The 21,167-nt window shown below is 62.7% G+C and carries 15 protein-coding genes; 13 read left to right on the forward strand and 2 right to left on the reverse strand.

Going from position 1 to position 21,167, the window contains the following annotated elements; translation table 11 throughout:
• Positions 1-8 precede the first annotated feature (8 nt).
• Together ACJ8PL_RS21635 and yfhb are read left to right on the forward strand one after the other, a co-directional pair.
• On the forward strand, positions 9-1,370 hold the full coding sequence (locus ACJ8PL_RS21635; RefSeq protein ID WP_049299989.1) for a PTS transporter subunit EIIC: 1,362 nt from the start codon (positions 9-11) through the stop codon (positions 1,368-1,370).
• Between the two features lie 3 nt (positions 1,371-1,373).
• A complete protein-coding gene (gene yfhb / locus ACJ8PL_RS21640) occupies positions 1,374-2,030 on the forward strand; it encodes a phosphatidylglycerophosphatase C (protein WP_016929785.1) in 657 nt (218 codons plus the stop codon).
• A 45-nt stretch (positions 2,031-2,075) separates the two neighbouring features.
• On the opposite strand, the gene ACJ8PL_RS21645 is transcribed toward yfhb, so the two are convergent.
• Entirely contained in the window at positions 2,076-3,128 is a 1,053-nt protein-coding gene (locus tag ACJ8PL_RS21645) for a DUF2157 domain-containing protein (RefSeq protein ID WP_261106636.1), read from the reverse strand.
• A gap of 117 nt (positions 3,129-3,245) precedes the next feature.
• Between ACJ8PL_RS21645 and tadA the strand changes: the two genes are divergently transcribed.
• Positions 3,246-3,752: a tRNA adenosine(34) deaminase TadA gene (gene tadA / locus ACJ8PL_RS21650; RefSeq protein WP_015378796.1), complete on the forward strand. Its 507-nt coding sequence runs from the start codon at positions 3,246-3,248 to the stop codon at positions 3,750-3,752.
• Here tadA and mltF read toward each other — a convergent pair whose 3' ends face one another.
• A complete protein-coding gene (gene mltF / locus ACJ8PL_RS21655; protein WP_016929782.1) occupies positions 3,753-5,213 on the reverse strand; it encodes a membrane-bound lytic murein transglycosylase MltF in 1,461 nt (486 codons plus the stop codon).
• 278 nt (positions 5,214-5,491) lie between these two features.
• Here mltF and purL point away from each other — a divergent pair, with 278 nt between their 5' ends.
• The 10 genes from purL (at position 5,492) to ACJ8PL_RS21705 (ending at position 21,166) form a co-directional block, all read left to right on the forward strand.
• Positions 5,492-9,382: a phosphoribosylformylglycinamidine synthase gene (gene purL / locus ACJ8PL_RS21660; protein WP_097101506.1), complete on the forward strand. Its 3,891-nt coding sequence runs from the start codon at positions 5,492-5,494 to the stop codon at positions 9,380-9,382.
• An 887-nt stretch (positions 9,383-10,269) separates the two neighbouring features.
• Positions 10,270-11,706 (forward strand): sensor histidine kinase, encoded by a 1,437-nt coding sequence (locus ACJ8PL_RS21665; RefSeq protein ID WP_004941357.1) that lies wholly within the window; start codon positions 10,270-10,272, stop codon positions 11,704-11,706.
• A 3-nt stretch (positions 11,707-11,709) separates the two neighbouring features.
• Positions 11,710-12,582 carry a two-component system QseEF-associated lipoprotein QseG gene (qseG, locus tag ACJ8PL_RS21670; protein WP_318670137.1) on the forward strand — a complete coding sequence of 291 codons (873 nt, stop codon included), beginning with the start codon at positions 11,710-11,712 and terminating at the stop codon, positions 12,580-12,582.
• A complete protein-coding gene (glrR, locus tag ACJ8PL_RS21675; RefSeq protein ID WP_004941361.1) occupies positions 12,579-13,919 on the forward strand; it encodes a two-component system response regulator GlrR in 1,341 nt (446 codons plus the stop codon). Before qseG ends, glrR begins: the two co-directional genes overlap by 4 nt.
• Positions 13,920-14,049: 130 nt before the next feature.
• Entirely contained in the window at positions 14,050-15,672 is a 1,623-nt protein-coding gene (locus ACJ8PL_RS21680) for an NAD+ synthase (RefSeq protein ID WP_016929779.1), read from the forward strand.
• Between the two features lie 11 nt (positions 15,673-15,683).
• Positions 15,684-16,022, forward strand: coding sequence for a nitrogen regulatory protein P-II (gene glnB / locus ACJ8PL_RS21685; protein WP_004847623.1), 339 nt, complete (start codon positions 15,684-15,686; stop codon positions 16,020-16,022).
• Between the two features lie 331 nt (positions 16,023-16,353).
• Positions 16,354-17,277 carry a LysR substrate-binding domain-containing protein gene (locus tag ACJ8PL_RS21690; protein ID WP_015378793.1) on the forward strand — a complete coding sequence of 308 codons (924 nt, stop codon included), beginning with the start codon at positions 16,354-16,356 and terminating at the stop codon, positions 17,275-17,277.
• 115 nt (positions 17,278-17,392) lie between these two features.
• Positions 17,393-18,856 (forward strand): gamma-aminobutyraldehyde dehydrogenase, encoded by a 1,464-nt coding sequence (locus tag ACJ8PL_RS21695; RefSeq protein ID WP_016929778.1) that lies wholly within the window; start codon positions 17,393-17,395, stop codon positions 18,854-18,856.
• Between the two features lie 73 nt (positions 18,857-18,929).
• Positions 18,930-20,084 carry a putative ABC transporter substrate-binding protein YdcS gene (gene ydcS, locus ACJ8PL_RS21700; protein ID WP_442531377.1) on the forward strand — a complete coding sequence of 385 codons (1,155 nt, stop codon included), beginning with the start codon at positions 18,930-18,932 and terminating at the stop codon, positions 20,082-20,084.
• Positions 20,085-20,137: 53 nt separating this feature from the next.
• Positions 20,138-21,166 carry an ABC transporter ATP-binding protein gene (locus ACJ8PL_RS21705; protein WP_015378790.1) on the forward strand — a complete coding sequence of 343 codons (1,029 nt, stop codon included), beginning with the start codon at positions 20,138-20,140 and terminating at the stop codon, positions 21,164-21,166.
• Position 21,167 lies beyond the last annotated feature (1 nt).

The raw sequence follows: 21,167 nt of genomic DNA on the forward strand, positions 1-21,167 counted from the left end.
GGGCGGCGATGGACAAGACAACGGCATTGGCGACACAGATCCTGGCGGGCGTGGGGGGCGAGGGCAATATCCTCAAACTGGAGAACTGCATGACGCGGGTGCGCGTCGAAGTCAGCGACGAGCAGCGTCTGGATCTGGCCGCTCTCAAGCAGTTGCCCGGCGTGAAGGGCTATATCAAACAGGGTGAGCAGCATCAGTTTATCGTCGGCCCGGGCGCCGCTGCCAAGGTGGTGGACGCCATGCGCGGGCTGTTGAGCGGCAGCGCGCAGCCCGCCGTCGGTGACGCCGCCCGCACCAAGGCGCAGGCCAAGCAAAAATACGCTGCGCCGATGAGCGGCGCGCTGAAAAAGCTGGCCGACGTTTTTATTCCGCTGATCCCGGCGTTTATCGCCTCGGGCCTGATCACCGGCATCATCAACCTGCTGAAACGGCCCGACATCGCCGGTCAACTGGCCGTGGACTACCCGAACGCGCTGGGGCTGCTGGCGATCTTCGGCAGCGCGGTGTTCGCCATCATGAACATTCTGGTCGGGGTCAACGCCGCGCGGGTATTCGGCGGCTCGCAGGCGATGGGCGGCGTGATGGCCGGGATCCTCTCCAGCCCGGCGCTGGCGCAGATCACGTTGTTCGGGGAGGCGCTGCAGCCGGGGCGCGGCGGGGTGATCGCCGTACTGCTGGTGGTGGCGTTGATGTGCTGGGTGGAGAAACGCCTGCGCACGCTGTTGCCGGAGTCGGTCGAGCTGATCCTTAACCCGCTGCTGACCACGCTGGTCACCGCCTCATTGGCGATCCTGATCCTGCAGCCGATCGGGGGTTATATTTCCGATGCCATCGCCCACGGCGCCAATCTGGCGATCGACAAGGGCGGGCTGCTGGTGGGGGCGCTGCTCTCGGGGCTGTTCCTGCCGCTGGTGCTCTCCGGCCTGCATCAGGGGCTGGTGCCGATCCACGTCGAGCTGGTGCAGGCACACGGTTCCAACCCGCTGTTGCCGATCCTGGCGATGGCCGGCGTCGGGCAGGTGGGGGCGGCGTTGGCGGTGCTGTTGAAAACCCGCAACGCGCGGCTGAAGCAGGTGATCAAAGGGGCATTGCCGGTCGGCATTCTCGGCATCGGTGAGCCGCTAATCTTCGGGGTGACGCTGCCGCTGGGTCGGCCGTTTATCGGCGCCTGCCTCGGCGGCGCGGTCGGCGGCGCGTTAATCAGCTACTGGAAGGTGGCGACGGTCATCACCTTCGGCATTTCGGGGCTGCCTTTGGCGTTGACCATCGTCTCAGGTAAGGTGATGCTGTATCTGGCGGGGATGTTGATTACGATTATCGCCGGTTTTCTCTTCACCTGGATGATGGGGTTCAACGATCCCGAGGAGTAGCGTTTGAGCGACAAGCAGCAACAACCGGCCGCAGAGGGGCGCCGCGTGGTCTTTTTCGATCTGGACGGCACCCTGCATCAGGAGGATATGTTCGGCAGTTTCTTGCGCTTTCTGCTGCGCCGCTTACCGCTGAACCTGTTGCTGGTGATACCGCTGCTGCCGCCGATCGGGTTGGCGCTGCTGCTGCTGGGGCGCGCCGCGCGTTGGCCGATGAGCCTGCTGCTGTGGGCGATCACTTTCGGGCGCTCCGAAGCGACGCTGAAGGCGCTGGAGCGGCAGTTTATCGAGGCTTTCCGCCAGAAGGTGACCGCGTTTCCGGTGGTGCAAATGCGGCTGCGGCAGTATTTGGATGAACACGATGCCGAGGTGTGGCTGATTACCGGCTCGCCGGAGCAACTGGTGGCGCAGGTGTATCGGGATTCGGCGTTTCTGCCGCGGGTGCGGTTGATCGGCAGCCGCATCACGCGACGCTGCGGCGGTTGGGTGCTGACCTTGCGCTGTCTGGGCGTACAAAAAGTGGTGCAGCTGGAGCAACGGCTCGGCGCGCCGCTGAAGCTGTACAGCGGTTACAGCGACAGCAAGCAGGACAATCCGCTGCTGTTTTTTTGCGAACACCGCTGGCGGGTAAGCAAGCAGGGCGAGCTGCAGCAGCTGGAATAAACAAAGGGCGGAGAATTCCGCCCTTTGCTGTTATCGCTGCCGCGATCAGTCGTCGGTTACGTCGTGCGGTTTGCGCCCGAGCTGCCAAATCTTCTCCGCATAATGCCCCAGCGCCCACAGGCTCAGGCCGAGCAGCGCGAAGAAAATCGCCTTCGGCATGCTGTCCCAGAAAAACTCGAACAGGCGGGTGTACAGGTTGATGCCGAGGAAGGTCAGCCCGAAACCGCGCAGCATGGCGTCGTCATGCTTCAACCCCAGCCAGATGGCGGCGAAGGCGGCCAGCCCGAACAGCAGGCTCCAGTGGAACAGCTCAATCTGGCGCGCGCGGTACCAGCTGTCGAGATCGCCGTAGTTGCCGAAGATGGACAGCAGCCACAGCGCGATGAACAGGTACAGCAGGCCCATCGCCAGCGACACCCGCTGCAGGCCGCGCTGCGCCAATAGCGGCCGCAGCAGCAATGCGGCGGCGATCAGCACCGCGCCGAAGGCGATAAAGCGAATCGGGTAGCTCATGCCGAGCCAGTAGGCGCCCCAGCCGGACAGGTAGCCGGTCTCTGCGCCGAAGGCATTGCCGAGCGACAGCAGGGCGAACCACCACACCAGCCCGGAGCGGCTGAACCAGCCGATCGCGCCGTACAGCAGCGCGGCGACCAGCAGCAGTACGGAAACCCGGCCGCTGCCGTTATCCAGCCAGACCCCCAACTGCCATAAGGCGCAGGCGGTAAGCAACACGGCGACAAACAATGCCGCCTCGTTGCCGTAGCGTTTTTCCGGGTGCCGTTGGCGGCGGCGCAGCGCCCAGACGTAGGCCAGCGCCGCCAACACCCCGGCGATCGCCATGCGTACCGGCGCGTCGAAGCGGAACAGTTCGCTCAGCCATGCAAGCAGTGCGCTGTCGGCGAACAGGCTGGTGACGGCGATCAGCAGCGAGGCCAGCGCGGCGAGAAACGCATAGCGCGCCAGCCGCCGCCAGTCGAAAGGTTGTACGTCCACATGCAGCAGCAACTGCTGCCGTTGTTCGGGCGTCATGGCGCCTTCCCCAACCCAGCCGTCCAGCGCCTTGCGCACCACGACGGCGTTCTTTTTACTGAGTTTCATGCTTCTTGTCCCTGAGTCACATGCTGATTCGGCCAGTATAGCCATTGGCGGGCGGCTACGACAAAGGGAGGCTAGTGTGTATAATGCCCGCCGCAAAAGCGCACGAGGAATTATGCGATGACTGAATATAACGATGAGTACTGGATGCGTCAGGCATTGCAGCTGGCCCTGCGCGCGCAGGAAGAGGGCGAGGTGCCGGTGGGTGCGCTGCTGGTGCTGGACAATCAGGTCATCGGCGAGGGCTGGAACCGCCCGATCGGCCGACACGATCCTACCGCGCACGCCGAGATCATGGCGCTGCGCCAGGGCGGCGCGGTGCTGCAAAACTACCGCTTGTTGAACGCCACGCTGTACGTCACGCTGGAGCCCTGCGTGATGTGCGCCGGCGCGATGGTGCACAGCCGTATCCGCCGGTTGGTGTATGGCGCCGCCGACGAGAAAACCGGCGCGGCCGGTTCGCTGGTGGACATTCTGCGCCATCCGGGCATGAACCATCAGGTGGAGATCGTCTCGGGCGTGCTGGCGGACGAATGCGCCGCCACCCTGAGCAATTTCTTCCGCCTGCGCCGCGAACAAAAAAAAGCGCTCAGGCTGGCGCAGCGGGCGGCGGATAAGCCGGAATAATCAGTAGTTGAGCGCCAGTTCCGGCATCACCGTCGGATAGCCTTGCCCCAACGCCTCCTGCTCGGCGGCCGCTTGCGCCGCCTTTCTCTCTTTTTCCTGCAGATAGCCCACCAGGCTGACCTGATAGCGGCGGATATTTTCTACATAGTTGTAGGCTTCACGCCCGCGCGCATAGCCGTAGGTCAACTGCGGGTAGTAGCGCTTTTGGCTGAGCATCGGCAGGCGTTGTTTGACGTCGACCCAGCTGTCCGGGTTGCCTTTTTGCGTCTTGGTCAGCTTGCGCGCGTCCAGCATGTGGCCCCAGCCCATGTTGTAGGCCGCCAGCGAGAACCAGATACGCTCGTCTTCCGGCACGCTGTCCGGCACCTTGGCCATCAGCCGCTGCAGGTAGAGCGCGCCGCCCTGAATGCTCTCTTCCGGATCGAGGCGGTCGTTGACCCCCAGGCCGTCGGCGGTGGCGCGGGTCAGCATCATCAGGCCGCGCACGCCGGTGGGGGAGGTGGCCTGCGGATTCCAGTGCGATTCCTGATAGGCGATGGCCGCCAGCAGCTTCCAGTCGATCTCGTTGGCGTGCTTCTCGAACAGCGGGCGGAAGTTGGGCAGCACCGAGTCGATGGCCGACAGGAAGGTTTTGGTGTCCACATAGTCGAAACTGCCGACGTGGCCGAGGTACTTCTCTTCCAGCCGCGCCAGGGTGCCGTCGTCCACCATCTGGCTGTAGAAATCCAGCATCGCCGCGTACAGACTGTCGTCGCCGTCGCGTTTCAGATACCAGGTGACCGGCTCTTCGTCGGTGACGTCGAACGCCACCGCCAGCTGCGGATGGATGCGCTGCAGCAGCGCGATGGTCACCGAATCGCCGAGGGTGTAGTCCAGCTTGCCGTCGGCCACCCGTTCCAGCAGCTCTTTGGAGGTGAGATCGCTGGAGGACTCCCAGGCGAGATCCGGGTATTTATCCTGCTTGAGCTGTTTTAGCGTGCTGACGTGCGCGGAACCGGAGGCGACCGCCAGCTTGCCTTTGATGTCGGCGAAGCTTTTCGGCCGCGGGGTGCCCAGCCGGTACACCAGCTGTTGGGAAACAGAATAGTAGGCCGGGCCGGTGCGCGCACGGCTGAGGCGTTCCTGGTTGTAGATAAGGCCCGCCGCCAGCAGGTCGGCGTCGTCGTCGTCCAGATCGTCGAACAGGTCATTGATGTTCTGATGGGGGATCACCACCAGCTTCACCCCGAGGTAGTTGGCGAAGCGCTTGGCCAGTTCGTAGTCGAGCCCACCCGGCCCTTGCTTGGTGTTGAAATAGGTCAGCGGTGAATTCAGCGTGCTGATGCGCAACTCGCCGCGGGAAATGATCTCCTGGAGTTGCCCGCCCTGGCCGCTGCGCCAGGTGATATTGGGCCACAGCGCGAGAGCCAGAAGCAGGGTGACAACGCCGATGAGGATGTAGTTTATTTTAAGACGTTTCAAATAGTTATCCAGTGGTGGCACAGGTACACCGGCGACGACAACCGCGACTTTTCTCATGGTTAAATCACCAGTGCGGGGGGCATTTTGCGCAACAAAACGCCAGTGTGCAACTTTATTGACACGTTATGACAATTCGACGGTGCGGCATGCTTTTATCAATAATCCCTACGCAAACGGTTTCGTCGGCGGCGAGGATTCTCTATAATGGCGCGCGTTTTCCCCTGTTGCGCCCAATGAAGCGTCTTATCCGTCGCTTCGAAGACGAGAGAACTTTGATTATGGAAATTCTGCGTGGTTCGCCCGCTTTATCGGCTTTTCGCATTACCAAACTGCTGTCCCGCTGCCAGGACGCTCACCTGCCCGTCAGTGATATCTACGCCGAGTACGTCCACTTTGCCGATGTCAGCGCACCGCTAAGTGCCGAAGAACACGCCAAGCTTCAGCGTCTGCTCAAGTACGGTCCTTCTCTCGCCGAACACGCTCCCGAAGGCCGGCTGCTGCTGGTTACGCCGCGCCCGGGCACCATTTCTCCCTGGTCTTCCAAAGCCACCGACATCGCCCACAACTGCGGTTTGCAGCAGGTGCTGCGGTTGGAGCGCGGCCTGGCGTTCTACGTCAAGGCGCCCGAGCTGACGGAAACCCAATGGCGCCAACTCGCCGCGCTGTTGCACGATCGCATGATGGAAACCGTCTTCAGCGAGCTGCAACAGGCCGAACAGCTGTTCGCGCACCATCAGCCGGCGCCGTATCAGTCGGTCGACGTGCTGGGCGCAGGGCGCGCTGCGCTGGAGCAGGCCAACGTCCGGCTCGGCCTGGCGCTGGCGCAGGACGAGATCGACTACCTGCTGAATGCCTTTACCGGTTTGGGGCGCAACCCGACGGATATCGAACTCTATATGTTCGCGCAGGCCAACTCCGAGCATTGCCGCCACAAGATTTTCAACGCCGACTGGATCATCGACGGCGAACAGCAGCCTAAATCGCTGTTCAAAATGATCAAGAACACCTATGAGCAGACGCCGGACTACGTGCTGTCGGCGTATAAAGACAACGCCGCCGTGATGGAAGGCTCGCAGGTCGGCCGCTTCTTCGCCGCGCCGGACAACGGCACGTACGATTACCATCAGGAAGACGCGCACATCCTGATGAAGGTGGAAACTCACAACCACCCGACGGCGATCTCGCCGTGGCCGGGCGCCGCGACCGGCTCCGGCGGCGAGATCCGCGACGAGGGCGCCACCGGCCGCGGCGCCAAGCCGAAGGCCGGCCTGGTGGGCTTCTCGGTGTCCAACCTGCGCATTCCCGGCTTTGAACAGCCGTGGGAGCAGGACTTCGGCAAACCGGAACGCATCGTCACCGCGCTGGATATCATGACCGAAGGCCCGCTGGGCGGCGCGGCGTTCAACAACGAATTCGGCCGTCCGGCGCTGCTGGGCTACTTCCGCACCTATGAAGAGCGCGTCAACAGCCATAACGGCGTCGAGCTGCGCGGCTACCACAAACCGATCATGCTGGCGGGCGGCATCGGCAACATCCGCGCCGATCACGTCCAGAAAGGGGAAATCACCGTCGGCGCCAAGCTGGTGGTGCTGGGCGGCCCGGCGATGAATATCGGCCTGGGCGGCGGCGCGGCGTCATCGATGGCGTCAGGCCAGTCCGATGCCGATCTGGACTTCGCGTCGGTGCAGCGCGACAACCCGGAAATGGAACGCCGCTGTCAGGAAGTGATCGACCGCTGCTGGCAGTTGGGTGACCAGAACCCGATCCTGTTTATCCATGACGTCGGCGCCGGCGGCCTGTCCAACGCCATGCCGGAACTGGTGAGCGACGGCGGCCGCGGCGGCCGCTTCGAGCTGCGCGACATCCTCAACGACGAGCCGGGCATGAGCCCGCTGGAAGTGTGGTGCAACGAATCGCAGGAACGTTACGTGATGGCGATCGCCCCGGCGCAGATGGCGCAGTTCGATGAGATCTGCCGCCGCGAGCGCGCGCCTTACGCGGTGATCGGCGAAGCGACCGAAGAACAGCACCTGACGCTGAACGACCGCCACTTCGACAACCAACCGATCGACATGCCGCTGGACGTGCTGCTCGGCAAAACGCCGAAGATGACCCGCGACGTGACCCGTCTGCAGGCGCAGGGCCAGGCGGTGCAGCGTGAGAACATCACGCTGGCCGACGCGGTGAAGCGCGTGCTGCATCTGCCGGCCGTCGCGGAGAAAACCTTCCTGATCACCATCGGCGACCGCACCGTCACCGGCATGGTGGCGCGCGACCAAATGGTCGGCCCGTGGCAGATCCCGGTGGCCGACTGCGCGGTCACCACCGCCAGCCTGGACAGTTATTACGGCGAGGCGATGTCGCTCGGCGAACGCGCGCCGGTGGCGCTGCTGGACTTCGCCGCTTCCGGCCGCCTGGCGGTCGGGGAAGCGCTGACCAACCTGGCCGCCACGGAAATCGGCAGCCTGAAGCGCGTGAAGCTGTCCGCCAACTGGATGGCCGCCGCAGGCCACCCGGGTGAAGACGCCGGCCTGTACGAGGCGGTAAAAGCGGTGGGTGAAGAACTGTGCCCGGCGCTGGGCATCACCATTCCGGTGGGTAAAGACTCCATGTCGATGAAAACCCGCTGGCAGGAAGGCAATGAGCAACGTGAAATGACCTCGCCGCTGTCGCTGGTCATCACCGCCTTCGCCCGTGTGGAAGACGTGCGCCATACCGTGACGCCGCAATTGCGCACCGATAAGGGCGACAGCGCGCTGCTGTTGATCGACCTGGGCAACGGGCATAACGCGCTGGGCGCCACCGCGCTGGCGCAGGTTTATCGCCAACTGGGCGACAAACCGGCCGACGTGCGCAACGTCGCGCAGCTGGCGGGCTTCTTCAACGCCATGCAGCAGCTGGTAGCCGATCGCGCGCTGCTGGCTTACCACGATCGCGCCGACGGCGGCCTGCTGGTGACGCTGGCGGAGATGGCCTTCGCCGGTCACTGCGGCGTAGAGGTTAACCTCGATGGCCTCGGCGACGATGCGCTGGCGGTGCTGTTCAACGAAGAGTTGGGCGCGGTGATCCAGGTGAGCGCCGAACGTCTTGACGACGTGAAGCGGGCGTTCGCGCAGCACGGGCTGACCGACAACGTGCATCACATCGGCAGCGCGCAGGCCGGCGATCGTTTCGTCATCAACCAACACGGCAAGGCGCTGTACAGCGAAAGCCGCAATACGCTGCGCACCTGGTGGGCGGAAACCACCTGGCAGATGCAGCGTCTGCGCGACAACCCGGCGTGCGCCGATCAGGAACATCAGGCCAAGCAGGATGAACAAGATCCCGGCCTGAACGTGAAACTGACCTTTGCGCCGCAGGAAGACATCGCCGCGCCGTACATCGCCAAGGGCGCTCGCCCGAAAGTGGCGGTGCTGCGCGAGCAGGGGGTGAACTCCCACGTTGAAATGGCGGCGGCGTTCCACCGCGCCGGCTTTGACGCCGTGGACGTACACATGAGCGATCTGCTGACCGGGCGCCGCGATCTGCAGGACTTCCACACGCTGGTGGCCTGCGGCGGCTTCTCTTACGGCGACGTTCTGGGCGCCGGCGAAGGCTGGGCGAAGTCTATCCTGTTCAACGAGCGGGTGCGCGACGAGTTTGAAGCGTTCTTCCACCGTCCGCAGACGCTGGCGCTGGGCGTATGCAACGGTTGCCAGATGATGTCCAACCTGCGCGAGCTGATCCCGGGCGCCGAACACTGGCCGCGCTTCGTGCGTAACCTGTCGGATCGCTTCGAGGCGCGCTTCAGCCTGGTGGAAGTGGCGGCCAGCCCGTCGCTGTTCATGCAAGGTATGACCGGTTCGCGCATGCCGATCGCCGTTTCCCACGGTGAAGGGCACGTTGAAGTGCGCGATGCGGCGCATCTGGCGGCGCTGGAAAGCCATGGCCTGGTGGCGCTGCGTTTCGTCAACAACGCCGGTCAGGTCACGGAGGCTTACCCGGCTAACCCGAACGGTTCGCCGAACGGCATTACCGCCGTGACCAGCGCCAACGGGCGCGCCACGGTGATGATGCCGCACCCGGAACGCGTGTTCCGCACCGTCAGCAACTCCTGGCACCCGGAAGAGTGGGGCGAGGACAGCCCGTGGATGCGCATGTTCCGCAACGCCCGTAAGCAACTGGGTTAAAAACGGCCACCACCGTACAGAGGGCGCAAGCAATTGCGCCCTTTTTTATGGCCGGTGTTCGCCGTCTGGCGGCAGTGTCTGCATTTTGCGACAGGCGCTATTTTTCGTGTCGCTAAATGGAGACATTTAACTATTTGATTTTATTGGCGGTAATCAGGTTTGACTTTAGTTGTCTGCATTTGGCGACAGCACGGCTTTTTTTTCATCATTCATCACCGTGTAATGGACGATGGAATTTGCTTGTTTTGTTTTATTTTCAAATAGAATCATTGTGTTATGATTTTTATTGCAAAATTGGCACGCTACGTGCATTATTCTCGGCGGCTGCTCATTCACCTTTTTATGACGGCGCCGTAATTAGACGGCAAATCGCCTCATAAGCCTCCGAATGATGCCAAAGAAATGGTGCCTATCGTCCAACCAAACCGATAACAGACCGTGCAAGCGGCTTTATCAAGCATCGGGCGACACGTGGAGTGAGGCACCGCCTGTATCCAACTGTGATGAAGGGTTCATCAATCCTGGATACTTACGGATGCTATTCGTCCTGTTCGATGCCAGCCGCTGTGCTACATCACCCTGGGGACGAGGTTTAAGGGCATCCACACTTTCCTTGCGTTGGGGCAAGTTTCTTGCCCCGATGTCAATTCTCAACGCTGCGCTTATGCCCCTTTCGTTGCCTATGTCCTCGAACGCAGACGCTATCCCCACACGCTCGTTTTCGCACCGGTTGATGTTACCGGGGCCGCATGCCGTCGGCAGGCCAGGCCTATGGGCGCGGTTCGCCGATTCTGCCGCTTTTTCCTTGTGCGTTCAGGATTCTCCCCTGCCGGGCTTTTCTCTTTCCGGCGAGTCAGTTAGCATCGTGACAGAGCTGAGAGAATGAGATGATTTCGTTGAAAAAATGGCGTTTATTCCCCCGTTCGCTGCGGCAATTGGTGCTGCTGGCCTTCCTGTTGGTGCTGCTACCGCTGTTGGTGCTGGCCTATCAAGCCTACCAGAGCCTGGATCACCTCAGCGCGCAGGCGGCGGACATTAACCGCACCACGCTGGTGGACGCGCGGCGCAGCGAGGCGATGACCAGCGTGGCGCTGGAGATGGAGCGCAGCTATCGTCAGTACTGCGTGCTGGTCGATCCTACGCTGCAGAAGCTGTACCAGAACCAGCGCAAACAGTATTCGCAGATGCTGGACGCCCATGCGCCGATTCTGCCGGACGAGCGCTACTACCAAACGCTGCGTCAGTTGCTGACCCAGCTGGCGGCGATCAAATGCCATAACAGCGGGCCGGACCAAGAGGCTTCGGCCTTGCTCGAATCGTTCTCCCGTTCCAACGCCGAAATGGTGCAGGCCACGCGTGCGGTGGTGTTCTCGCGCGGCCAGCAACTGCAGCAAGCCATCGCCGAGCGCGGCCAGTTCTTCGGCTGGCAGGCGCTGCTGTTGTTCCTGGTCAGCGTGCTGCTGGTGGTGCTGTTTACCCGCATGATCATCGGGCCGGTCAAGGCCGTGGAACGGATGATCAACCGCTTGGGGGAGGGGCGTGCGCTGGGCAGCACCGCATCGTTCAAAGGGCCGCGCGAGCTGCGTTCGCTGGCGCAGCGTATCATTTGGCTGAGCGAGCGGTTGGCGTGGCTGGAATCGCAGCGCCACGAATTTTTGCGCCATATCTCGCACGAGTTGAAAACGCCGCTGGCCAGCATGCGCGAAGGCACCGAGCTGCTGGCCGACGAGGTGGCGGGGCCGCTGACTTCCGATCAGAAAGAGGTGGTGGCGATCCTTGACAACAGCAGTCGCCACCTGCAGCAGCTGATTGAACAGCTGCTGGATTACAACCGCAAACTGGCCGATGGCCCGGCGGAACACGAGAACGTCGAGCTGCGCGAGATGGTCGATTTGGTGGTCGCCGCGCACAGTTTGCCGGCGCGGGCGAAGATGATTTCCACCGAAATCGCGCTGGAGGCGGAAATCTGCTGGGCAGAGCCTACGCTATTAATGCGCGTGCTGGATAATCTCTACTCCAATGCGGTGCACTACGGCAAGGAATCCGGTAACATTTGGATCCGCAGCCGTCAGGTTGGACAACGGGTGCAAATCGACGTCGCCAATACCGGCACGCCGATCCCCGAGGCTGAAAGAGCCATGATTTTCGAGCCTTTTTTCCAGGGTAGTCACCAGCGAAAAGGGGCGGTAAAAGGAAGCGGACTGGGGTTGAGCATCGCTCAGGACTGTATCCGTCGCATGCGCGGTGAGCTGCAACTGGCGACGGTCGCCGGTGCAGACGTCTGCTTCCGCATTGAACTGCCGTTAACCGCCGAGAATGAATAAATAATGTACACATGGTCTAAGCGCCTTCGTCTTTCACAGACCGAACGTTCACCGCGTGCCACGCACAGAGCGCCGCTCGGCAAACGCCCGATCAGCTGGTTGGGCGCCGTTTTCTTTATGCCGCTGTTGCTGGCGGGCTGCGTCGATCGCGCCGTCAGCGGCGGCCTGAGCGCTCAGCAGCAAGAGGCGATCCCGGATACCAAGGTGATCGATTACCGCACCGCGGCTTGCGATACCCTGTGGCAGTTGGACGACAAGGATGCGCTGGATAACGCGCTCTACTGGCTGCGCGCGATGGACTGCGCCGATCGCATCGGCTCGACCCAGGCGCGTGCGCTGGCGAAAACGGTGCCGGGTGACAGCTGGTCCGGCGTTTTCAAACAGAGCATCCTGCTGGGGAGCGCACAGCCGACCTCCGGCGAACGTCGCCAGATGCTCGACAGGATCAACAGTTACCGGATGGAGTTCCCCGGTTCGCTGCGTCCGTTGACGCAGCTGTGGCGCCAGCAGCAGATGCTGCAGATCACGTTGTTCGATGAGAAAGCGCGCTATCAGCATCTGCAGGAGAGCAGCGACAGCCAGATCGATTCGCTGCGCCAGAATCAGGCGCGCCTGCAGTCGCAGCTGCAGGACACCTCGCGCAAGCTGGAAAACCTGACCGATATCGAGCGCCAGCTCTCATCGCGCAAGCAGCTGCAAGGGGAAATCCCGGACAGCGGCGCGGGCTCGCAAAAGGGCGACGCCGCCGGTAAAAGCGGCGCGGCCGCCAAAGGGGCTGAGCCGCAGGACGAACCGGAAAAGGGCACTGCGCTGCCGGTTGAACCGGAAGACACCTATACGCCGCATCCCGCCAATAAGGAGTCCCACGCGCAATGACCGCACGCAAACCGGCCAACCTGTTATTGGTTGACGACGATCCCAGCCTGCTGAAGCTGCTGGGCATGCGCCTGACCAGCGAAGGTTTTCACGTCACCACCGCCGAAAGCGGCCAGGAAGCGCTGCGCCTGCTGGCGCGCGAACAGATCGATCTGGTGATCAGCGATCTGCGCATGGATGAGATGGACGGCATGGCGCTGTTCGCCGAGATCCAAAAACATCAGCCGGGCATGCCGGTGATCATTCTCACCGCGCACGGTTCGATTCCCGATGCGGTGGCCGCCACCCAGCAGGGGGTGTTCAGCTTTCTCACCAAACCGGTGGATCGCGATGCGCTGTACAAGGCCATCGACGAGGCGCTCGCGCTGTCGGCCAGCCCGGCCGGCGACGATGCCTGGCGGGAAGACATCGTTACCCGCAGCCCGTTGATGCTGCGCCTGCTGGAGCAGGTGAAAATGGTGGCCCAGTCAGACGTCAGCGTGTTGATCAACGGCCAGAGCGGCACCGGTAAAGAGGTGGTGGCGCAGGCGATCCACGCGGCCAGCCCGCGCGCCAGCAAGGCGTTCATCGCCATCAACTGCGGCGCGCTGCCGGAGCAACTGCTGGAGTCCGAACTGTTCGGCCACGCCAAGGGCGCCTTCACCGGCGCGGTCAGCAGCCGCGAAGGGCTGTTCCAGGCGGCGGCGGGCGGCACGCTGTTCCTCGACGAGATCGGCGATATGCCGCTGTCGCTGCAGGTGAAGCTGCTGCGCGTGCTGCAGGAACGCAAGGTGCGGCCGCTCGGCAGCAATCGCGATCTGGACATTGACGTGCGCATCATCTCCGCCACCCACCGCGATCTGCAAAAGGCGATGGCGAAGAACGAGTTTCGCGAGGATCTCTACTACCGCCTCAACGTGGTGAACCTGAAGATCCCGGCACTCAACGAGCGCGCCGAAGATATCCCGCTGCTGGCCAATCACCTGTTGCGCGAAGCGGCGCAGCGGCACAAGCCGTTCGTGCGCAGCTTCTCGACCGACGCCATGAAGCGGCTGATGACCGCCAGTTGGCCGGGCAACGTGCGTCAGCTGGTCAACGTCATCGAGCAGTGCGTGGCGCTGACCTCGGCGCCGGTGATTAGCGAAGCGTTGGTGGAGCAGGCGCTGGAAGGGGAAAACACCGCACTGCCGACTTTCGCCGAAGCGCGCAACCAGTTCGAGTTGCATTACCTGCGCAAGCTGCTGCAGATCACCAAGGGCAACGTGACCCAGGCCGCGCGCATGGCGGGCCGCAACCGCACCGAGTTTTACAAATTGCTGTCGCGCCACGAGCTGGACGCCAACGATTTTAAAGAATGACAGTTTCCCGCCGGCGCCTGCCACGCAGGTTCTCAACAAATCCGGCGGAATGATTTACACTCCGTTCTCTTTGCCGCGGCGCGCCCCGGCGTAGAGCACCATGGAACGTATTAAGCGGGATCGTACACAAATGAGCAGATCACTTTCCATCGCCCTGGCCCAGCTGAACCTGCTGGTCGGCGACATTGAAGGCAACACCGAACGCATGTTGCAAATCGTGCAGGAGCAGCAGAAGGCGGGAGCCGATCTGGTCATGTTCAGCGAACTGGCGCTGTCCGGCTACCCGCCGGAAGATCTGCTGTATCGCAATGATTTCTATGAGCGCTGTGATGCACAGCTGCTGCGCCTGCAGCAGGCTTCCGCCGAGACGGCGATCCTGGTCGGCCACCCGTGGCGCGAAGGCGACAAGCTGTATAACGCGCTGTCGCTGTTCGCCGAAGGCCGCCTGCTGACCCGCTACTTCAAGCAGCAGCTGCCGAACTACGGCGTGTTCGATGAGAAGCGCTATTTCCACGCCGGCAACGACACCTGCGTGGTGGCGCTGAAGGGCTACCGTCTGGGGCTGCTGATTTGCGAAGATCTGTGGTTCCCTGAGCCGATCGACGCCGCCAAGGCGGCCGGCGCGGAGATTATCCTGTCGATCAACGCCTCGCCGTATAACCGCGAAAAACCGTATATCCGCAAAACGCTGATGGCCGGCCACTGCCAGCGCACCCAGCTGCCGCTGGTGTACCTCAACCAGGTCGGCGGCCAGGATGAGCTGATCTTCGACGGCTGCTCCAAGGTCTTCGACGCCGCCGGCACCATGACCCACCGTCTGGCGGCTTTCGACGAGCAGGTGACCCGCCTGGAATTCAACGAGCTGGATGTGGTGCCGATGGCCGATCCGGCCGCCGAACTGCCGCAGCTGGCGCAGGTGTATCAGGCGCTGGTGCTGGCGGTGCGCGACTACGTGACCAAAAACGGCTTTAAAGGCGCGGTGCTGGGGCTGTCCGGCGGCATCGACTCGGCGCTGACGCTGGCGATCGCCGTGGATGCGTTGGGCAAAGACAAGGTGCAGGCGCTGATGATGCCATTCCGCTACACCGCGGATATCAGCATCGCCGACGCCAAGGAAGAGGCGGAAATCCTCGGCGTGGAGTTCGATATCGTCTCCATCGAACCGATGTTCGACGCCTTTATGGGCCAGCTGTCGCCGATGTTCGCCGGCACCGAGCGCGACACCACCGAAGAAAACCTGCAGGCGCGTTGCCGCGGGGTGGTGCTGATGGCGCTGTCCAACAAACGCCGCAGCATCGTGCTGACCACCGGCAACAAGAGCGAAATGGCGGTCGGTTACGCCACGCTGTACGGCGATATGGCCGGCGGTTTCGACGTGTTGAAAGACGTGCCGAAAACGCTGGTGTTCAAGCTGTCCGAATACCGTAACACCGTCTCCTACGTGATCCCGCAGCGGGTGATCGATCGTCCGCCGTCCGCCGAGCTGGCGCCGGATCAGGTCGATCAGGACAGCCTGCCGCCGTACGATATCCTGGATGCGATCCTGGAAGGCTACGTTGAGCGCGACAAGTCGGTCGCCGATCTGGTGGCCGAAGGGTTCGACGAAGCGATCGTGCGTAAGGTGATCCGCCTGGTGGACATCAACGAATACAAGCGGCGTCAGGCCGCCGTCGGGCCGCGCATCACCGCCCGTAACTTCGGCAAAGACCGCCGCTACCCCATCACATCCGGTTTTGGCCGCAAAAATTGGTAAAAGGAAAGAAGATGAAAAAGATCGACGCGATTATCAAGCCGTTCAAACTGGATGACGTCCGCGAAGCGCTGGCCGAAGTGGGCATCACCGGCATGACGGTCACCGAAGTGAAAGGCTTCGGCCGCCAGAAGGGCCACACCGAGCTGTACCGCGGCGCCGAATACATGGTCGACTTTCTGCCTAAGGTGAAGATCGAGATTGTGGTTGCCGACGACATCGTCGACACCTGCGTGGAAACCATCATGCAGACGGCGCAGACCGGCAAGATCGGCGACGGCAAAATCTTCGTCTTCGACGTGGCGCGCGTGGTGCGCATCCGTACCGGCGAGCAGGACGAAGAAGCGATCTGAGCCTCCGCAGGATCATCGGCCATCAGGGCGCAGCGTGCTGCGCCCTTGTCATTTCAGTCCCCCGCACATCGCACTTCTTCGCCTCATTGTTCCCCCCATTTTTGCCTGTCGGCATTCTAAAAAAGCGAACGCTATCGCGTTTTTGATACTTTTCCCGATCGCTTCTCTCGCGAGAACTACAATCAACGTAACTATTTTGATTAAGGTGATCCCCAATGAATTTCAAGTTGCGGCTAGGCGGCAAGGGCGTGCATCCCCAGGAGCTTACTCAAGTAAGTGACTGGGGTAAGCGAACGCAGACAACAACGCAGCGGCTTGAAAGGCGATGGGGATGATGACATTACGCCAAATCCGCCACTTCATCGCCGTGGCGGAAACCGGGTCGATCTCCGCCGGCGCCCAGGCGGTGTTTGTTTCCCAGTCTTCACTGACGCTGGCGATCCAGCAGCTGGAAACCGAGATCGGCGTGCGGCTGTTCGATCGCCACGCCAAGGGCATGACGCTGACCCATCAGGGGCACCAATTTTTGCGCCAGTCGTATCTGATCCTGGCGACGGTGGACAACGCCAAGCGCAGCCTGCAGATCGGCACCGAAAGCCTGACCGGCAAGCTGACCATCGGCGTCACCAGCCTGGTGGCCGGTTACTTCCTGGTGGAGTTGCTCACGCGCTTTAAATCGGCTTATCCCAACGTCACCGTGCAGGTGGTTGAAGACGAACGTCCGTACATCGAGCATCTGCTGGTCAGCGGCGAGATCGATATCGGCGTGCTGATCTTGTCGAATATCGAAGACCGCGACGCGTTGCAGACCGAGGTGCTGATGCACTCGCCGTATCGTCTGTGGCTGCCGCCGCTGCACCCGCTGCTGGAGCACGAGAGCATCAGCCTGGCGGACGTGGCCAAACAGCCGCTGATCCAGCTCAACGCCGATGAAATGGACGTGCACGCGCGGCGCATCTGGGCGCGCGCCGGGCTGAAGCCGGAGATCGCCATGAAGACCGCCTCGACCGAGGCGGTGCGCAGCCTGGTGGCGGCGGGGATGGGCGTCTCCATCCAACCGGACATGGCGTACCGCGCCTGGTCGCTGGAGGGCAACATGATCGAGGCGCGCAAGCTGGACGATTTGCTGGAGCCGCTGGACATCGGGTTGGCATGGCGGCGCGGCAGCGCGCGGCCGGAGCTGGTGACGCCGTTCCTCACCATCGCGCGCGAGAACGGCAGCAAACACGCCGCCGGGCTTAAGCATTCGATTTAATCGAACGCGTCGTTCAGTATTTAGAATTTGTTGCCCGCCAGAGGCTCGCTTAGGCTGATTAAAACTAACTTATTCACATTTGGTTAACGTTTTTGTCACTTAGGGGCGTCAGGCGATGGCGGATGTGCAGGTTCTCTCAGGTTTGTCCTGTCAGCAGTTCATTAACGGTCAGCTTATCGACGGCGAAGGCCAGCAGGAGTGCATCGTCAATCCGGCCAACGGCGAGACGCTGATCGCCCTTACCGAAGCCTCTTCGGCGCAGGTCGGCAGCGCGGTGAAAGCCGCGCAGCAGGCGTTTGGCCATTGGTCGCGCACTACGCCGGCCCAGCGTGCCACGCTGTTGCTGCGCATCGCCGACGCCATCGAGCGGCAGGCGCCGCAGCTGGCGCAGCTGGAAGCCCTCAACTGCGGCAAACCGCTGCATCAGGCGCTCAATGACGATCTGCCGGCGGCGGTCGACGTGTTCCGCTTCTTCGCCGGCGCGGTGCGTACGCAGCAAGGGCAACTGGCCGGTGAGTATGTGCCGGGCCACACCTCGATGATCCGCCGCGATCCGATCGGCGTGGTGGCCTCGATCGCCCCCTGGAACTATCCGCTGATGATGGCGGCGTGGAAGATTGCGCCGGCGTTGGCGGCGGGCAATACCGTGGTGTTCAAACCGTCCGAGCACACGCCGCTGACCATTTTGGCGCTGGTGCCGGCGCTGCAGGAGATCCTGCCGCCGGGCGTGCTGAATATCGTCTACGGCGGCGGGGAAGGGGTCGGCAGCCAGCTGGTGGGGCACCCGCAGGTGCGGCTGGTGTCGGTCACCGGCGATATCGTCACCGGGCAAAAAATTCTCCAGGCGGCGGCCAAAAGCGTCAAGCGCACTCATCTGGAGCTGGGGGGCAAAGCGCCGGTGATCGTCTGCGACGACGCCGATCTCGACGAGGTGGTCAACGGCATTCGCACCTACGGCTATTACAACGCCGGCCAGGACTGCACCGCCGCCTGCCGCATCTACGCGCAGGCGGGCATCTATCCCAAACTGGTGGACGCGCTGGGCGAAGCGGTCGCCAGCCTGCGTTTCGCCCGCAAGCGCGATCAGGACAACGAGATCGGCCCCTTGATCAGCAGCCGCCAGCGCGATCGCGTCGCCAGCTTTGTCGAGCGGGCGCTCAGCCAACCGCATATCGAATTGATCACCGGCGCCGCGGCGCACTCCGGGCCGGGATTCTACTATCAGCCGACCCTGCTGGCGGGCTGCCTGCAAAGCGACGAGATCGTGCAGCGCGAGGTGTTTGGCCCGGTGGTCAGCGTCACGCGCTTCGAACACCTGGAGCAGGCGGTCGCGTGGGCCAACGACTCGGAATACGGCCTGGCCTCGTCGGTGTGGACGCAAAATATCGATCGGGCGCTGCACATCGCCGCTCATCTGCAGTACGGCAGCACCTGGATCAACACCCATTTCACCTTGGCGAGCGAAATGCCGCACGGCGGCCTGAAACGCTCCGGCTACGGCAAGGATCTGTCCAGCGATTCGCTGCAGGATTACAGCGTTGTCAGGCACGTAATGGCGAAGTTCAAAGCCGGCTTCTAACGGTTATATCAAGAAAAATCAGGCGGCAGCCGTTCCCTGCCGCATACCGATAAGCAACACAGGGGTAATTACGATGGCAAAAACTACCGCAGTCACCACCACCGTCTCCGCGCTCTGTCTCACCGTGCTGTGTGGCCTGGCCCAGGCGGCCGACCTGCCGCAGTCGCTGGGCAAAGGCGAAGGCCGGCTGGACATCATCGCCTGGCCCGGCTACATCGAACGCGGCCAGTCCGACAAAAACTACGACTGGGTCACCCAGTTTGAGAAGCAAACCGGCTGCGCGGTGAACGTGAAGACCGCCGCCACCTCCGATGAAATGGTCAGCCTGATGGCCAAGGGCGGCTACGATCTGGTGACCGCCTCCGGCGACGCCTCGCTGCGCCTGATCTTCGGCAAGCGGGTGCAGCCGATCAATACCGCGCTGATCCCGAACTGGAAGAACATCGATCCGCGCCTGTTGAACGGCGCCTGGTACACCGTGGACGGCAAAACCTACGGCACGCCGTACCAGTGGGGGCCGAACCTGCTGATGTACAACACCAAAACCTTCCCGACGCCGCCGGACAGCTGGGCGGTGATCTTCCAGCAGCAGAACCTGCCGGACGGCAAGAGCAACCAGGGGCGGGTGCAGGCTTACGACGGCCCGATCTACATCGCCGACGCGGCGCTGTTCCTGAAAGCCACCCAGCCGCAGCTCGGCATCAGCGATCCTTACCAGCTCAACGAAGAGCAGTATCAGGCGGCGCTGAAGCTGCTGCGCAGCCAGCACGCGCTGATCCACCGCTACTGGCACGACACCTCGGTGCAGATGAGCGACTTTAAAAACGAAGGCGTGGTGGCCTCCAGCGCCTGGCCGTATCAGGCCAACGCCCTGAAGGGCGAGGGGCAGCCGATCGCCACCGTGTTCCCGAAAGAGGGCGTGACCGGCTGGGCGGATACCACCATGTTGCACAGCGACGCCAAACACCCGAGCTGCGCCTACCAGTGGATGAACTGGTCGCTGGAGCCGAAGGTGCAGGGTGATGTGGCGGCCTGGTTCGGGTCGGTGCCGTCTTCGCCGGCTGGCTGCAAGGCCAGCACGCTGCTGGGTGAGAAGGGCTGCGAAACCAACGGCTTTAACCAGTTCGATAAAATCGCCTTCTGGAAAACGCCGCAGGCGCAGGGCGGCAAGTTTGTGCCATACAGCCGCTGGACCCAGGATTACATCGCCATCATGGGCGGCCGCTAAGCCGCGGGGCGCAGCCCGCTGCGCCCGAATTACATCAGAATGGAGCACAGAAAATGACCATTGCCGTGCAATTCATCGATGTTTCGCGGACTTTCGGCGATGTTCGCGCCGTGGATCGGGTATCCATCGACATTCAGGACGGGGAATTCTTCTCCATGCTCGGGCCGTCCGGCTCGGGCAAAACCACCTGCCTGCGCCTGATCGCCGGCTTTGAACAACTCACTTCCGGCTCGATTCGCATCCACGGCCAGGAAGCCGCCAACCTGCCGCCGTACCAGCGCGACGTGAACACCGTGTTTCAGGATTACGCGCTGTTTCCGCACATGTCGGTGCTGGAAAACGTCGCCTACGGCCTGATGGTGAAGGGCGTCGCCAAACGCGAGCGGCTGGCGCGGGCGCAAGAGGCGCTGGAGAGCGTGGCGCTCGGTTTCGTCGCCGAACGCAAGCCGGCGCACCTGTCTGGCGGCCAGCGGCAGCGCGTGGCGCTGGCGCGCGCGCTGGTCAATCGGCCGCGGGTGCTGCTGCTGGACGAACCGCTCGGCGCGCTGGATCTCAAGCTGCGCGAGCAGATGCAGGGCGAGCTGAAGAAGCTGCAGCGCCAGCTGGGCATCACCTTTATCTTCGTCACCCACGATCAAAGCGAAGCGCTGTCGATGTCCGATCGGGTGGCGGTGTTCAATAACGGCCGTATCGAACAGGTGGATACGCCGCGCGAGCTTTACATGCGGCCGAAGACGCCGTTCGTCGCCGAGTTCGTCGGCACCTCCAACGTGGTGCGCAGCGAGCTGGCGCAGCGCCTGCTCGGCGAAAGCCGAACCTTCTCGATCCGGCCGGAACATATCCGCCTGCTGGAGCAAGGCGGCGCGGCGCAGGACGAGATCCAGGTGCAGGGCACGCTGCAGGAAATCCATTACCAGGGCGCGGCCACACGCTATGAAATCGCGCTGAACGGCGGCGAAAAGCTGCTGGTCAGCCAGGCCAATCCGCAGTGGATCGCCGAAGGGCAACAGCGGCAGATCGGCCAGCCGATCGTCGCCTGCTGGCCGCGCGCGGCGATGGTGCCGCTGCTGGAGGAGAGGTGAG

Source organism: Serratia sp. CY83965 (genome assembly GCF_052166375.1).
GTDB lineage: Bacteria > Pseudomonadota > Gammaproteobacteria > Enterobacterales > Enterobacteriaceae > Serratia > Serratia marcescens.

Bases quoted from the DNA above. Each gene is read 5' to 3' on its own strand.
- ACJ8PL_RS21680 (WP_016929779.1), top strand. From the start codon at position 14,050: ATGAGCAGATCACTTTCCATCGCCCTGGCCCAGCTGAACCTGCTGGTC.
- glnB (WP_004847623.1), top strand. From the start codon at position 15,684: ATGAAAAAGATCGACGCGATTATCAAGCCGTTCAAACTGGATGACGTC.
- qseG (WP_318670137.1), top strand. From the start codon at position 11,710: ATGTACACATGGTCTAAGCGCCTTCGTCTTTCACAGACCGAACGTTCA.
- tadA (WP_015378796.1), top strand. From the start codon at position 3,246: ATGACTGAATATAACGATGAGTACTGGATGCGTCAGGCATTGCAGCTG.
- ACJ8PL_RS21665 (WP_004941357.1), top strand. From the start codon at position 10,270: ATGATTTCGTTGAAAAAATGGCGTTTATTCCCCCGTTCGCTGCGGCAA.
- glrR (WP_004941361.1), top strand. From the start codon at position 12,579: ATGACCGCACGCAAACCGGCCAACCTGTTATTGGTTGACGACGATCCC.
- ACJ8PL_RS21635 (WP_049299989.1), top strand. From the start codon at position 9: ATGGACAAGACAACGGCATTGGCGACACAGATCCTGGCGGGCGTGGGG.
- ACJ8PL_RS21690 (WP_015378793.1), top strand. From the start codon at position 16,354: ATGATGACATTACGCCAAATCCGCCACTTCATCGCCGTGGCGGAAACC.
- purL (WP_097101506.1), top strand. From the start codon at position 5,492: ATGGAAATTCTGCGTGGTTCGCCCGCTTTATCGGCTTTTCGCATTACC.
- ACJ8PL_RS21695 (WP_016929778.1), top strand. From the start codon at position 17,393: ATGGCGGATGTGCAGGTTCTCTCAGGTTTGTCCTGTCAGCAGTTCATT.
- ACJ8PL_RS21705 (WP_015378790.1), top strand. From the start codon at position 20,138: ATGACCATTGCCGTGCAATTCATCGATGTTTCGCGGACTTTCGGCGAT.
- ydcS (WP_442531377.1), top strand. From the start codon at position 18,930: ATGGCAAAAACTACCGCAGTCACCACCACCGTCTCCGCGCTCTGTCTC.
- ACJ8PL_RS21645 (WP_261106636.1), bottom strand. From the start codon at position 3,128: ATGAAACTCAGTAAAAAGAACGCCGTCGTGGTGCGCAAGGCGCTGGAC.